11 protein-coding genes are annotated in these 12,780 nt (G+C 63.3%); 4 read left to right on the plus strand and 7 right to left on the minus strand.

Going from position 1 to position 12,780, the window contains the following annotated elements:
* Positions 1–75: 75 nt before the first annotated feature.
* The 7 genes from NKJ40_RS09185 to NKJ40_RS09215 form a co-directional block, all read right to left on the minus strand.
* On the minus strand, positions 76–1,257 hold the full coding sequence (locus NKJ40_RS09185; protein ID WP_352465806.1) for a serine hydrolase domain-containing protein: 1,182 nt from the start codon (positions 1,255–1,257) through the stop codon (positions 76–78).
* Between the two features lie 28 nt (positions 1,258–1,285).
* Entirely contained in the window at positions 1,286–2,482 is a 1,197-nt protein-coding gene (locus tag NKJ40_RS09190) for a serine hydrolase domain-containing protein (RefSeq protein ID WP_352465807.1), read from the minus strand.
* A gap of 62 nt (positions 2,483–2,544) precedes the next feature.
* Positions 2,545–3,573 carry an extracellular solute-binding protein gene (locus NKJ40_RS09195; RefSeq protein WP_292661573.1) on the minus strand — a complete coding sequence of 343 codons (1,029 nt, stop codon included), beginning with the start codon at positions 3,571–3,573 and terminating at the stop codon, positions 2,545–2,547.
* Between the two features lie 42 nt (positions 3,574–3,615).
* On the minus strand, positions 3,616–4,428 hold the full coding sequence (locus NKJ40_RS09200) for an ABC transporter permease (RefSeq protein ID WP_352465808.1): 813 nt from the start codon (positions 4,426–4,428) through the stop codon (positions 3,616–3,618).
* Positions 4,421–5,350, minus strand: a complete 930-nt coding sequence (locus NKJ40_RS09205) for an ABC transporter permease (protein WP_292661567.1) — start codon at positions 5,348–5,350, stop codon at positions 4,421–4,423. The genes NKJ40_RS09200 and NKJ40_RS09205 overlap by 8 nt, the downstream gene beginning before the upstream one ends.
* Entirely contained in the window at positions 5,350–6,450 is a 1,101-nt protein-coding gene (locus NKJ40_RS09210; protein ID WP_352465809.1) for an ABC transporter ATP-binding protein, read from the minus strand. The genes NKJ40_RS09205 and NKJ40_RS09210 overlap by 1 nt, the downstream gene beginning before the upstream one ends.
* A 139-nt stretch (positions 6,451–6,589) precedes the next feature.
* Complete coding sequence (locus NKJ40_RS09215) at positions 6,590–8,257, minus strand: amidohydrolase (protein ID WP_352465810.1); 1,668 nt, start codon at positions 8,255–8,257, stop codon at positions 6,590–6,592.
* 141 nt (positions 8,258–8,398) lie between these two features.
* Here NKJ40_RS09215 and NKJ40_RS09220 point away from each other — a divergent pair, with 141 nt between their 5' ends.
* The 4 genes from NKJ40_RS09220 to NKJ40_RS09235 all read left to right on the plus strand — a co-directional run bounded on the left by NKJ40_RS09220 (position 8,399) and on the right by NKJ40_RS09235 (position 12,779).
* Positions 8,399–9,430, plus strand: coding sequence for a histone deacetylase family protein (locus NKJ40_RS09220; RefSeq protein ID WP_352465811.1), 1,032 nt, complete (start codon positions 8,399–8,401; stop codon positions 9,428–9,430).
* Between the two features lie 232 nt (positions 9,431–9,662).
* On the plus strand, positions 9,663–11,306 hold the full coding sequence (locus tag NKJ40_RS09225) for an MFS transporter (RefSeq protein ID WP_352465812.1): 1,644 nt from the start codon (positions 9,663–9,665) through the stop codon (positions 11,304–11,306).
* Between the two features lie 136 nt (positions 11,307–11,442).
* Positions 11,443–12,303, plus strand: a complete 861-nt coding sequence (locus tag NKJ40_RS09230; RefSeq protein ID WP_352465813.1) for an FAD binding domain-containing protein — start codon at positions 11,443–11,445, stop codon at positions 12,301–12,303.
* Positions 12,303–12,779: a (2Fe-2S)-binding protein gene (locus tag NKJ40_RS09235; RefSeq protein WP_352465814.1), complete on the plus strand. Its 477-nt coding sequence runs from the start codon at positions 12,303–12,305 to the stop codon at positions 12,777–12,779. Before NKJ40_RS09230 ends, NKJ40_RS09235 begins: the two co-directional genes overlap by 1 nt.
* Position 12,780 lies beyond the last annotated feature (1 nt).

Consider the following 12,780-nt stretch of genomic DNA (forward strand, 5'->3'; position numbering starts at 1 on the left):
AGCACTGCTGCGCCAACTGCGCCATTTTCAACCCGGCGAGAGGTCCACAGGAAAGGCGCGGCTGTCTGGATCGGATCAGACCATCCGGCCCAGCGCCTCGAAGAAAGAAATCATATCCAGATCGAGCGGATCGTCGACCGGTACCGGCTGCGACGACATCTTTGCAATTACCATTTCGGCCTTCGGATTGACGTAAAGCCACTGGCCGTGGATGCCGATGCCGCAGAAGGCGCCGCTTGCCGCGCCCGTCTGGTACCATTTGTTGCGGTAGCGGCCCTGCGGAAAGAGGAACGCCATCGTGCCGCGCCGCCAGGCCTCGGCGTCACCGCCAGTTTCGGTCGTGTCGCGCACCCAGCTCTCCGGCACGATACGGCAGCCATTGGCCATGCCGCCTTGCCGCATCATCTCGCCGACACGTGCAAGGTCGCGCGGTGTCACCGAAATGCCGCCGGCCGTACGCGCCGTGCCTTCCATGTCCACGGTTACCGAGGCGTCGCAGACGGCGCCGAGTGGCTCCCATAATTTCTCGCGCATCAGATCGGCGAAGCGCCGGCCCGACACGCGTTCGAGCAGGATGCCGAGCAGGTCGGAATTGGGCGAGCGGTAGCGGAACGTCCGGCCATGCGGCTCGGCCAGGCCCTGCAGCGTCATGAGGAAAGTGGCCAGGCTCTCGGTGCCCCCGCCTGGATTCCACAGCATGGCACGGCGATAGCGGGCGAAGGCGCTTTCCGGATCGAGATAGGCCTCTTCGAAATCGAGGCTGACACTCATGTCGAGCAAGTGCCGCACACGCGCATCGCCATAGGCCGAGCCTGCGGTTTCCGGGATATAATGGGTCACCGGAGCCTGCGGATCGAAAAATCCCTCCCCTTCCAATATGCCGGCGACAATCGCGGTCAGCGACTTGCTGATCGAAAAGACGATGTGGTGTGCACCGGACTCCATATGCGGCGCGAACCAGTCGCCGACGAATTTGCCGCCTTTCATGATCGTCAGCGCGTCGGTTTCGGAGCGCCTGAGAAAAGCCGCGACAGTCTCCGCGCCGCCTGCAAGAGCGACCTTTTCACCAAGTAGCCCGCCGAAATCCTGCGCCGGCGCCTCGCTGCTGCCCGGCTTTGCCGCCACGGCAGCGCTCGGCACCAGTTCGCCGGCATTCTGGAACGACCACCGGCTGAACGGGCTTTCCCGCCAATTGCCGAGCACCACCTGGTTTCGGGCAAAGCCATACCTGGTCTCGAACGCGGTCTTGCCGGCCATAGGCGCTTCCTTCCGGGTCTTTGGCGTTCTAGGCGAGCGCCGCGGCGATGGCGTGCACCGCTTTCAGTGTCGCCACCGAATAGGCGACGTTGGTAAAATCCGGATAGCTCGAAAGCTTCACCACGACCATTTTCATATTCCAGTCGATGTGGATCAGCTGCCCGAACACGCCCCGGCACATCAGCGCCCGCGAGCGCGGATCCTCGATCCAGAACTGGTTGCGGTAGCTGCCTTCCGGCAGGCTGGGGCTGAAATCCGGTCCGTGCCTGCCATTGCGCGTCGCCTCGATCCAGTCGGCCGGCACCACGCCGCCACCATCGTCGAGGATCACCTGGCCGAAGCGGCCATAGTCGCGCAGCGTGGCGTTGAAGCCGCCATCGGCGACTGCATAACCGGCGCTGTCGACGGTGAAGCAGGCGCTTTCATCCGCACCGAGTTTTTGCCAGAGCTCTTCCGAAACCAGCTGCGCCAGCCGTTTGCCGCTCACGCGTTCCATTATGAAGGCGAGCACGTCGGTCTCGATCGAGCGGTATTCGAAGGCAGCGCCGTGTGGCCGGCTCTTTTCCTCAAGCCCCAGGATCAATTCGAACATGTGCGACGGCCAGCGGAAGGCCGGATCGCTGCCCGGCGGCACCGGCTTCCAGCCGGTGGCGACGTCGACCTGGCCGATGTCCGAATAGGGATCGGTGTATTCCTCGGAAAAGCGCACCCCGCTCGTCATGTCGAGCACATGCTGCACGCTGGCGCCTGCCCAGCCGGTCGCTTCCAGCTCCGGCAGATAGGTCGTCACCGGCAAAGCCGGATCGATCAGCCCGCGCCCGACCAGTATGCCGAACACCGAGGCGGTGAGCGACTTCGCCATCGACTGCGACAGATGCAGCGTGCGCTCGGTCATGCCGTTGAAGTAGCGCTCATAGGCGACCTTGCCGCCCTTGAGCACCAGGAAGCCGTCGGTGTAAGTCTCGTCAAGCAGTCCGGCCAGCGTCGTCGGCTGCCCCATGCTGTCGTCCACCGGCAGCGGGTCGAGGTTGACCTCGGCGCGCTCCAGCCTGTGGCGATGGCCATTGCCGCGCCAGACTTCGACGGTCGGCAGAATTTCGCGGATATGCTGGAACGCCCATCGGTTCCATGGCGGCCGGTCCCAGTCGAGCTTCGGCGGAACCATCTGCGGCGGCGAACCCTGCATGATCGGCGGCGCCGGTTCGCTGTTGCGGTAAGAATTCATCCAATCCCCTTGCACAAGGAAGGGAGGCCGAAGCCTCCCTTCGGTCTGATCCTAGAGCAAGGCTACTTGCGCAAATTGGTCCAGATCTTGTTGTAGATCTCGACCACTTCCGGTGGGCAAGGCGGTACGAATTCCGCCGCCGGTGCACCGGCCGGCGGATTGATTTCCGGCGCGCTGGCGAAATCGGGCGGCAGGAACTTGTGGCTGCCGGTGATGCCGTTATCGTAGCCGGCGAATTCCGAAATCAGCGCGGCGTTTTCGGGAGCCATGACAAAGTCCTGGAACAGCTTGGCATTTTCGAGATTCTTGGCGCCCTTCAACACGGCGACATTGTCCATCCAGCCTTCGATGCCTTCCTTGGGATAGGCATATTTGATCGCCGGGATTTTCTGGCGCGCACGATAGGTCGCGCCATTCCAGGCCTCGGTAACGATCACGTCGCCAGAGGTGATCTTGGTGATGGTGTCGTAGCTAAAGGTCTTCCATGACGGCTTGGCGGCCATCAGTATGTCGTTGACCTTCTTCAGATTGGCCTTATCGGCGCCGCAGCGCGGCACGCCGGCATAGCGCTCGGCCGCATGCATCACAGTGTTGACGTCGTCGAGCATGTTGATCTGGCCCTTCAACTCGTCCGGCGGGTCGAACAGGATAGCCAGCGTGTCGATGTTCCCCTTGTATTTGTCGGTGTTGACTTCGAAGGTCGTGGTGCCGAACTGCCACGGCACGGTGTAGTGGCGGCCATTGTCCCAGTAGATGTCGACGAAGCGCGGGTCGAGGTTCTTGCCGTTTGGCATCGCATTGGGCTCGGTCTTTTCGAGCAGGCCCTCATCGATCATGATCTTCACGGTGTAGTCGGAAGGGACGACGATGTCGTAGCCGGAATTGCCGGCGCGCACCTTCGACAGCATGGTCTCGTTGGAATCGTAGTCGTCCAGCGTCACCTTGACGTTGTATTGTTTTTCGAATTTTTCGATCAGCTTGGGGTTGGTGTAGTCACCCCAATTGTAGATGTGCAGCTCGCCGTCAGCGAGCGCAGGCACCGCCCATAAAAGCGCCGCCGTCGACACGGCAGCCATCAGTTTCCTAGACATCACACTCTCCTTTGCCTTCCCATTGATTCACTTGGCCTTGAGTCACTTGGCGCGGCGGCGCGCGATCAGGAACGATATCGAGACGAACAGGATCGAGACCAGCAGCAGGATGGTGGAGATGGCGTTGATCTCCGGCGTCATCGGCCGCCTGATCTGGTTCCAGATGTAGAGGGGCAGCGTCGTCTGCCCGGGGCCGGCGACCAGCTGCGTGATGGTGAAATCGTCGAAGGAGACGATGAAGGCGAGCGCCCCACCCGACAGAACGCCGGGAACCAGCAATGGCAGCGTTATGCGCCTGAAAGCATGCCACGGCGTGGCATAGAGGTCGGCCGCCGCAGCTTCGAGCGTCAGGTCCATGTCCTCGAGCCGCGCCCGGATCGGCATATAGGCGAATGGAATGCAAAAGACGGTGTGGGCGAGGATCAGATTGCCGATGCCGAAATTGAGCCCGAGCGTGCCCGCGATCAGCGCAAAGAAGGAGAGCGTTGCCACCGCTGTGATGATTTCCGGAACCATCAGCGGCAGATTGATGACCATGAAGGCGGCCGACAGGCCGCGCCACGGCTTCACCCGGGTCATGCCGATTGCCGCCAGCGTCGCGGCGATCGTCGAAATGATCGTGGCGGTGACAGAGATGATCAGCGTGTTCTTGGCGGCGTTGTGGAATTCCTGGTTGAGCAGCGCACTGCCATACCAACCGAATCCGATGCCTTCCCAACGCGTCACCAGCGAACCGGTGTTCAGCGAAAAGATCATCAGGATCAGGATTGGCGCGTAAAGCACGCAGAGGCAGATGATGGCGATCGAGCGGAACCCCGGCTGGTCCTTGATATCGGCACTGCGGGGGTCAGCCATGCCGCATCTTCCCCGACGTGTTGCGGACATAGAAGTAGAGCGCCACCAGCACCGCGGCCATCAGGATCAGCGCCTGTGCGCAACCGAGCGGCCAGTTGCGCCCGGAACCGAATTGCTGGGCGATGAGATCGCCGATCATCAGATGGATTCCGCCGCCCAGGATCAGTGGCGTCACATAGGCGCCGAGGGCTGGAATGAAGACCAGCAGGCAACCGGCGATGATGCCGGGCAGCGACAGCGGGATGATCACGCGCCACAGCACCTGCCGACGTGTCGCATAGAGATCGTAGGCCGCCTCGACCAGGCGGAAATCCAGCTTCTCCAGGCTGGAATAGAGCGGCAGCACCATGAACGGCAGGAACGAATAGAGCAGGCCGAGCTGGATGGCGAAGTTGGTGTAGAGCATGGTGATCGGCTTCTCGATCACCCCCAGTGCCATCAGCGCGTTGTTGATGAGGCCCTCGTCGCGGATGATGAACATGATGGCGAGTGTGCGCACCAGAAGGTTCGACCAGAACGGGATGGTCATCAGCAGCACCCACCAGTTGCGCTGCGCCGGCGGTCGCGTCGCCATGAAATAGGCGGTCGGAAAGCCGAGCAGCAGGCAGATGATCGTCGTCACCACGGCAAACAGAAACGAGCGCAAATAGATGATCAGGAAATCCGGCGTGAACTGCAGCGTGTCGTCGAAAATATCGCGCTGGAACAGGAAGTTCAGATAGGCGTCTGTCGAGAACTTCCACTGCACGCCGCCATAGGGTGCTGCGGCGAGAAATGAATAGATGAGGATGATGAGAAGCGGCAGCACGCCGAAGACGCCGATGATTACCAAAGCCGGCAACGAAAGCAGGCGGTGGCGCCTTGCAGTGGCTTTCTCCGCCTCCGCTTCGAATACCGCCGCCTTGGAAAAGGTGATTGCCATCAATCCCTCAAAATGCGCGCGCCATCGTCCTCGAACACGATGCCCACCTTGGCGCCCGGCTCGAATGAGACGGCGCCCGAGCGGCTGTTCTGGTGGCGCACGATGAAATCGTCGCCGCCTTCGAGCTTCACGTGATAGTGGGTGTCGGTGCCGAAATAGACGACATTTGCCAGCGTTCCCGAGACCATGCCCTTGGCGGCATCGGCGACGAGATCAGCATGTTCCGGCCGCACCACCACAGTCACAGCGCCGGAAGGATCGAAGTTTTCCGGAAATCCAGCCGCCACCGTAGCTTCGGAGGCAATCTTCACCATGGCGACGCCGGATTTCTTCGACACGACAGTGCCCTTGAGGAAATTGGTTTCGCCAATGAAGTCGGCGACGAAGCGCTCGGCCGGCCGGTCGTAAATATCGCGCGGCGTGCCGACCTGCAAAATCTTGCCGGCCGACATCACGGCAATGCGGTCCGACATGGTCAGCGCTTCTTCCTGGTCGTGGGTGACGAAGATGAAGGTGATGCCGGTCTGGTGCTGCAGCCGTTTCAGTTCGATCTGCATCTCCTTGCGCAGCTTGTAGTCGAGCGCCGACAGTGGCTCGTCGAGCAACAGCACTTTCGGCTGCGGCGCCAGCGCGCGCGCCAGTGCCACGCGCTGTTGCTGGCCGCCGGAGATCTGGCTGGTGCGGCGGGCACTCAGCGCCTCCATCTTGACCAGCTTCAGCATCTCGGCGACACGCGCCTTGATTTCGGCCTTCGGCTTGCCCAGCATCTCAAGGCCGAAGCCAATATTCTCGGCCACGGTCATGTGCGGGAACAGCGCATAGGACTGGAAGACGGTGTTGACCGGCCGCTTGAACGGCGGCAGCGGCGCGATATCCTGGCCGTGCAGCAGGATTTCGCCTTCGCTGGGGAAATCAAAGCCGGCGATCAGCCGAAGCAGCGTCGTCTTTCCGCAGCCCGACGGCCCCAGCAGCGTGAAGAACTCGTTCTCGCGGATCGACACCGAAACCGTGTCGAGAGCGGCGACCTGTGCGTCCCCGGTACCGAACACCTTGCGAACGCCACGGACCTCGATTGCACTCTTACCCGGTTGATCCGGCACGCACTTCCCCATTGTTATGTCCGCTCTTGTTGGCGGATCCAGTTCCCATTCGATTGTCAGCACATGCCGGTCGGCTTGGCAACCATGCGTCTGAATCTCGGTTCACAACGCAAGCCCCGTGCCATCGTCAGTGCCATCATCAAACCTGATAAGTGATCTTGCCGCCGCAGATGGTAGTCACCGGATGCACCTTGTGTAACAAACCCGGTTCAGCTGCCTCGATATCAGCGGACAGCACCACCAGATCGGCCAGATAGCCGGTTTTCAGCCGGCCCTTGCGGTGCTCCATGAATTCGGCATAAGCGCCTTCGACTGTATAGCCCGCAAGCGCTTCCAACAGCGAGAAGCTCTGGTCGGGAACGCCGTCTGCCCAAGGTTTGCGCAGCATCGCCGCCTGAATGCCCAGGATCGGCTCGATCCGCGACACCGGCCAGTCGGAAGCGAAGACGATATGCGCGCCCGCCTGCTTCAGCGTCCGCCAGGCATAGCTCAGCGGCCATCTTTCGCGGCCGATGCGTGAAAGCGTCGGCTCCAGCGGGAAGTCCATGGCGCCGGGCGGGTGCGGCGGCTGCATCGAGGCGATGACGCCGAGTTCGGCGAAGCGCGGCACGTCGGCGGCAGTGGTGACCTCGATGTGCTCGACCCGGTGCCGGCTGTCGCGTTTGCCGTTCTTCCGCTGCGCCGCCTCGTAACCATCGAGGACCGCGCGCACCGCGCCGTCGCCGATCGAATGCACGGCGACCTGCAGCCCGCGCCGGTCGGCCTCCACCGCCACCTCGGCGAGATGCTCCGGCGTAAACAGCGGCTCACCGCGCCAGCCCGGCCGGTCGGCATAGTCGTCGACCATGACCGCGGTCCAGCCTTCCAGCACGCCGTCGTAAAACATCTTGACCATGCCGGACGACAGCCATTCCGATTGGTAGGAGTTGGCCATGCTCGATGCCTTTTCCAGCCTGTCGAGCGTCATGAAGTTCTTGAAATGAAAGGGTATCTTGGTGCGGCAGAGCAGCCGCCCTTCCTGTTCCAGCCCGGCTAGCAGCTCGAGCTGGTAAAGATTGCCGTCCATGTTCTGGATCGAGGTGATGCCGTGGCGGGCGCACCATTCCAGCCCGCGATGCATCAGGTTACGATCTGCCGCGACTTCGGCGGCGGAAGGGTACGGCTCGGGCTCTCCGCCTGTCGCAATGCCGAGCCGCACGCGGTTCTGCCCGGAAAGCTCGAGGATCGGCCCGAACGCCTCGCCCTCGCGCAATTCGCCCGCCGCGAGCCCGTCGGCGCCCATGACGATCTCATTGCCGGGGCCGAGTTGCTTGCCGTGCAGGATGCCAGCCAGCTCAAGCGCCTTGGTGTTGGCCCACATCGTGTGGTGATCGGAAGCCGACATCGCGAACGGCCGGTCGGCGATGATGCGATCGAGATGATGGCGGGTGACCGGCTCTTCCTTCGAAAGGATGGTGTAGTCGACGCCGGCCCCAAGCAGCAATTTGGCGTTCGGCCGTGCTGCCGCATAGGCGCGGATCGCGTCGCTCAGCGCATCGAAGCCATGCACGCCCTGAAGGTGCAGATTATCGAGCTCGGCCGCGCCGCCGAAAAGATGCATATGCGCTTCGATGAAGCCCGGCACCACCGAACCGCCTTGCGCATCGATAATCTTCGTGGCCGGCCCTTTCAGCGCCTCGATCGTCCGACGATCGCCAACCGCCAGGATGTTGCCGTCCTTTACCGCCACCGCCTCGGCCGTCGGATTGCCTTCGTCCATGGTCAGCACACGGGCATTGGTGACGATTAGGTCGGCATTTGAACTCATGATTACCCGCGGTTCGGTTGCGCTGCCGGCAGGCTAGACGACCGGCTACCGTGCCAGCAAGCCATGGCTGGTTGGCCCAGCGCCTTGTGAAAGGCAGTGCAGGACGGTTAGGGTCGCCGCGTCTCACCACGGAACAATTTCATGAAGACTGTTTTTTCGCCTCTTCATGCCGGCCATTCCGGCAACGTCGAACTGATCGCCGGCGCCATCGTGCCGGCTTTTGAAAAGCCTTCGCGCGCCGAGTTCGTCAGGGCGCGGGTGGAGAGCGAGAAGCTCGGTCCGATCCTGCCGCCGGAAATCCACGACCTTGCCGCCGCCAAGAAGGTGCATGCCAGCGACTACATCGATTTCCTGCCGACCGTGTGGCCGCTCTGGGAAGCGTCGGGCCGCAGCGGTTCGGCCATTCCCTTCACCTGGCCGACGCGCGGCCTGCGCGGCGACGTGCGCCCGAACGGCATCGATGCGCTGCTCGGCTTCTACTCCTTCGACGGCGGCGCGACGTTCGTCAAAGGCACATGGGACGCGATCAAGTCGTCCTATGACGTCGCGCTGACCGCCGCCGCACTGGTCAAGGCCGGTGAGCCTTCCGCCTTTGCGCTCTGCCGCCCGCCGGGGCACCATGCCGGGGCGGCCTTCATGGGCGGCTATTGCTTCATCAACAACGCCGCCGTCGCCGCGCAATGGTTCCGCGACCATGGCGCTGCGCGCGTTTCGATCCTCGACGTCGACTATCACCACGGCAACGGTACCCAGGAGATCTTCTACCGCCGCGGCGACGTTCAGGTGCTGAACCTGCATGGCGATCCGATGACCGAATATCCCTTCTTCCTCGGCCATGCCGACGAACGCGGCGAGGGCGACGGCGAAGGCTTCAACGACAATTATCCGATGCCCTTCGGCACCGGCTGGGACGTGTGGAACGCCTCGCTCGAGGACGCTTGCACGAGGCTTTCGGCTTATGCTCCTGACGTCGTCGTGGTTTCACTCGGCGTCGACACTTTCGAGAAGGATCCGATCAGCCAGTTCAAGCTGAAGACCCCCGACTATCCCAGGATCGGCCGCCGCATCGCCAGGCTCGGCCTGCCGACGCTGTTCGTCATGGAAGGCGGCTACGCCGTCGAGGAGATCGGCATCAACGCCGTCGGCGTGCTGACCGGTTTCGAGGACCGCTAGAACCGCCGGTGCCTGCAATCACATGGCAGCGCGTGGCAAGCGGTGCCGCCGGCCTGACCGACCGCCTCGCCTGCAGCGGCACGCGCTGACGGTCCGCTATCTTGTTGTTGGACCATGATGTTTTTCCAGAATGCGTTCGCCCTTTGCGAAATGATGTTCTATTTTTTGAATCCTTGGCTTGAGGGGCCGATTCATCGGAAGAACAAACGCATTTGAGCCCGGGAAAGCATTTATGAACGACGACACACCGGAAAGCGAAAGCGCCTCGGCGCTGGCGCCGTTCCGGCACGGCATCTTCCGGGCGGTGTGGTCCGCCAGCCTTGTTTCCAATTTCGGCGGCCTGATCCAGGGCGTCGGCGCCGCCTGGATGATGACGACGATCGCCACCTCGTCCTACCAGGTCGCATTGGTCCAGGCCTCGACCACCTTGCCGATCATGCTCTTCGCATTGCTGGCCGGCGCCGTCGCCGACAGCTTCAACCGGCGCAAAATCATGCTGGTCGCGCAGATCTTCATGCTCGTCGTCTCGGCTCTTCTGACCGTCTTCACCTATCTCGACCTGATGACGCCGTGGACGCTGCTTGCCTTCACCTTCCTGATCGACAGCGGCACCGCGCTCAACAGCCCGTCCTGGCAGGCTTCGGTCGGCGACATGGTGCCTCGCACCAAGGTGCCGGCGGCGATCGCGCTCAACTCGATGGGCTTCAACCTGACGCGCAGCGTCGGCCCGGCGATCGGCGGCATCATCGTTGCCGCCGCAGGCGCCGCCGCGGCCTTTGCCGTCAACACGCTGAGCTATATCGGCCTCATCGTCGTGCTGGCCCGCTGGAAGCCGGAACTGCCGGCATCGACCTTGCCGCGCGAGACGCTGGGCGCCGCGATGGGCGCCGGCCTGCGCTACGTCGCCATGTCGCCCAATATCGGCAAGGTGCTGGTCAGAAGCTCGGCCTTCGGCTTCAGCGCCGGCGCGGTCCTGGCATTGCTGCCGCTGGTGGCGCGTGACGTCGTCAAGGGCGATGCCTTGAGCTACGGCATCATGCTCGGCGCCTTCGGCATCGGTGCCGTCGGCGGCGCGCTGACCAGCGTCAGGCTGCGGCAGCTGCTGTCCAGCGAAACCATGGTGCGCATGGCTTTTGCCGGCTTCGCCGTCTGCGCCTTCAACGCCGCCGTCAGCAATCATGCCTGGCAGACGTCGCTCGGCCTGCTGGTCGGCGGCGCCTGCTGGGTGACTGCGCTGTCGCACTTCAACGTCACCGTGCAGATGTCGACGCCGCGCTGGGTGGTCGGCCGCGTGCTTTCGGTCTACCAGACCGCGACCTTCGGCGGCATCGCGCTCGGCAGCTGGGTCTGGGGTGTCGTTGCCGACGCCCATGGCGCCGAGGCCGCCCTGATGGCGGCCAGCGTCGCCATGCTGGCGGGAGGCGCCATCGGCCTGCTGCTGCCGCTGCCGCAGCAGGCGGTGCTCAACCTCGACCCGCTCAACCGTTTTCAGGAGCCGCATCTGGCGCTTGATCTGAAGCCGCGCAGCGGCCCCATCGCCATCATGATCGAATATGTCATCCGTAACGAGGACGTGCCGGAATTCCTCGCCACCATGGCCGAGCGCGGCCGCGTTCGCCGGCGTGACGGCGCCCGCAACTGGACGTTGGCGCGCGATCTCGAAAATCCGTCGATATGGATCGAGCACTACCACACGCCGACCTGGGTCGAATATATCCGCCACAACAGGCGCGCCACCTACGCCGACGCCGTCATCGGTGAGCGTATAAGGGCGCTGCACAGCGGCAACGAGCCACCCCGCGTCCGTCGCATGATCGAGCGCCCGACGACAGCAGGCACGGCGCTGGTGATGCCGAAGGGGCCGATCGAGCATTAATGGCGGCGGCGCGTCCAGTTGGTCGAGCAAATGAAATTGCGGCGCCTGGCCCAATCCGCGAATGCACGAACGGGATGGCCATTGCGGAGAGACGGTTTATATCAGTGGATGTGACTATGACCACTAAGGGGAGACGATGCGCTACATACGTCCGCTTTCAATCGAAGATGCCGTTGGCCAGTTGGCCGGATCAGGCGGTACGGCCGCCATTCTCGCCGGGGGCAGCGACCTTCTGGTGAGAATGAAAGGCGGCTTCATCGAACCCGACCTGATCGTCGACATCAAGGCGATCGACGGGCTTGGCGAGATCAGGGAAACAGCCGAGGGCTTCAGCATCGGCGCGGCGGTGCCCTGCGCTGTGCTGGGCGAGAACACGGCCCTGCAGAAGGCATGGCCCGGCGTTGTCGAAGCGGCCAAGCTGATCGGTTCCAAGCAGGTGCAGGGACGCTGCACCATCGTCGGCAATCTGTGCAACGCCTCGCCGGCCGCCGACAGCGTGCCGGCGCTGGTGGCCGCTGGCGCCCAGGCGGTGGTCGTCGGCCCGGGAACCAGGCGCACGATTGCCGTGGAGGCGGTGCCGACCGGGCCGGGCAAGACGTCGCTGGCCAAGGGCGAGATCATCGAGGCAATCCTGCTCCACAAACGTCTGCCGCGTTCGGGCGATGCCTATCTGCGTTTCATTCCGCGCACCGAGATGGACATCGCGGTGGTAAGCGCCGGCGTGAACATGACGCTCGATGAGCAAGGTCGCGTCAAATCCGCCCGTCTGGCGCTGGGCGCCGTGGCGCCGACGGTGGTTCTGGTCGAGGAGGCCGCCGAGGTTCTCATCGGCTCCAAGCTGGACGAAGCCACGCTGGAAAGGCTCGCCAAGGTCTGCTCGGGCGCCTGCCGCCCGATCGACGACAAGCGGGGCACTATCGAATTCAGACGGAAAGTTGCGGGTGTGCTGGCCAAGCGGGCCGCCACGACCGCCTATGCACGCGCAGGAGGCAAATGATGGCTGGTGTGGCAGTATCAACGACAATCAACGGCGACAATGTCGAGTTCCTTTGCCAGCCGGACGAGACGCTGCTCGACGTCCTGCGCGATCGCCTGGGGCTGACGGGCGCCAAGGAAGGCTGCGGCACCGGCGACTGCGGCGCCTGCAGCATCATCCTCGACAATCGGCTGGTGTGCTCGTGCCTGGTGCTCGGCGCGGAAGCCGAGGGCCGGCACGTCGAGACCATCGAGGGCATGGCGCATGGCGACAGGCTGCATCCGCTGCAGCAGAAATTCCTGGAACACGCCGCACTTCAATGCGGCGTCTGCACGCCGGGCTTCCTCATGGCGGCCAAGGACCTTTTGGCCAAGAACCCCGATCCGACCGAGGAGGAAATCCGCTTCGGCCTTGCCGGGAACCTCTGCCGCTGCACCGGCTATGACAAGATCGTGCGTGCCGTTCAGGACGCCGCCAGCGTGATGAAGGGAGCATGAC

The organism is Mesorhizobium sp. M0119, from assembly GCF_040322615.1.
Classification (GTDB): Bacteria; Pseudomonadota; Alphaproteobacteria; order Rhizobiales; family Rhizobiaceae; genus Mesorhizobium.

Coding starts and splice junctions, on each gene's coding strand:
- NKJ40_RS09185 (WP_352465806.1), bottom strand. CDS start 1,257: ATGGCCGGCAAGACCGCGTTCGAGACCAGGTATGGCTTTGCCCGAAAC.
- NKJ40_RS09190 (WP_352465807.1), bottom strand. CDS start 2,482: ATGAATTCTTACCGCAACAGCGAACCGGCGCCGCCGATCATGCAGGGT.
- NKJ40_RS09195 (WP_292661573.1), bottom strand. CDS start 3,573: ATGTCTAGGAAACTGATGGCTGCCGTGTCGACGGCGGCGCTTTTATGG.
- NKJ40_RS09200 (WP_352465808.1), bottom strand. CDS start 4,428: ATGGCTGACCCCCGCAGTGCCGATATCAAGGACCAGCCGGGGTTCCGC.
- NKJ40_RS09205 (WP_292661567.1), bottom strand. CDS start 5,350: ATGGCAATCACCTTTTCCAAGGCGGCGGTATTCGAAGCGGAGGCGGAG.
- NKJ40_RS09215 (WP_352465810.1), bottom strand. CDS start 8,257: ATGAGTTCAAATGCCGACCTAATCGTCACCAATGCCCGTGTGCTGACC.
- NKJ40_RS09220 (WP_352465811.1), top strand. CDS start 8,399: ATGAAGACTGTTTTTTCGCCTCTTCATGCCGGCCATTCCGGCAACGTC.
- NKJ40_RS09225 (WP_352465812.1), top strand. CDS start 9,663: ATGAACGACGACACACCGGAAAGCGAAAGCGCCTCGGCGCTGGCGCCG.
- NKJ40_RS09230 (WP_352465813.1), top strand. CDS start 11,443: ATGCGCTACATACGTCCGCTTTCAATCGAAGATGCCGTTGGCCAGTTG.
- NKJ40_RS09235 (WP_352465814.1), top strand. CDS start 12,303: ATGGCTGGTGTGGCAGTATCAACGACAATCAACGGCGACAATGTCGAG.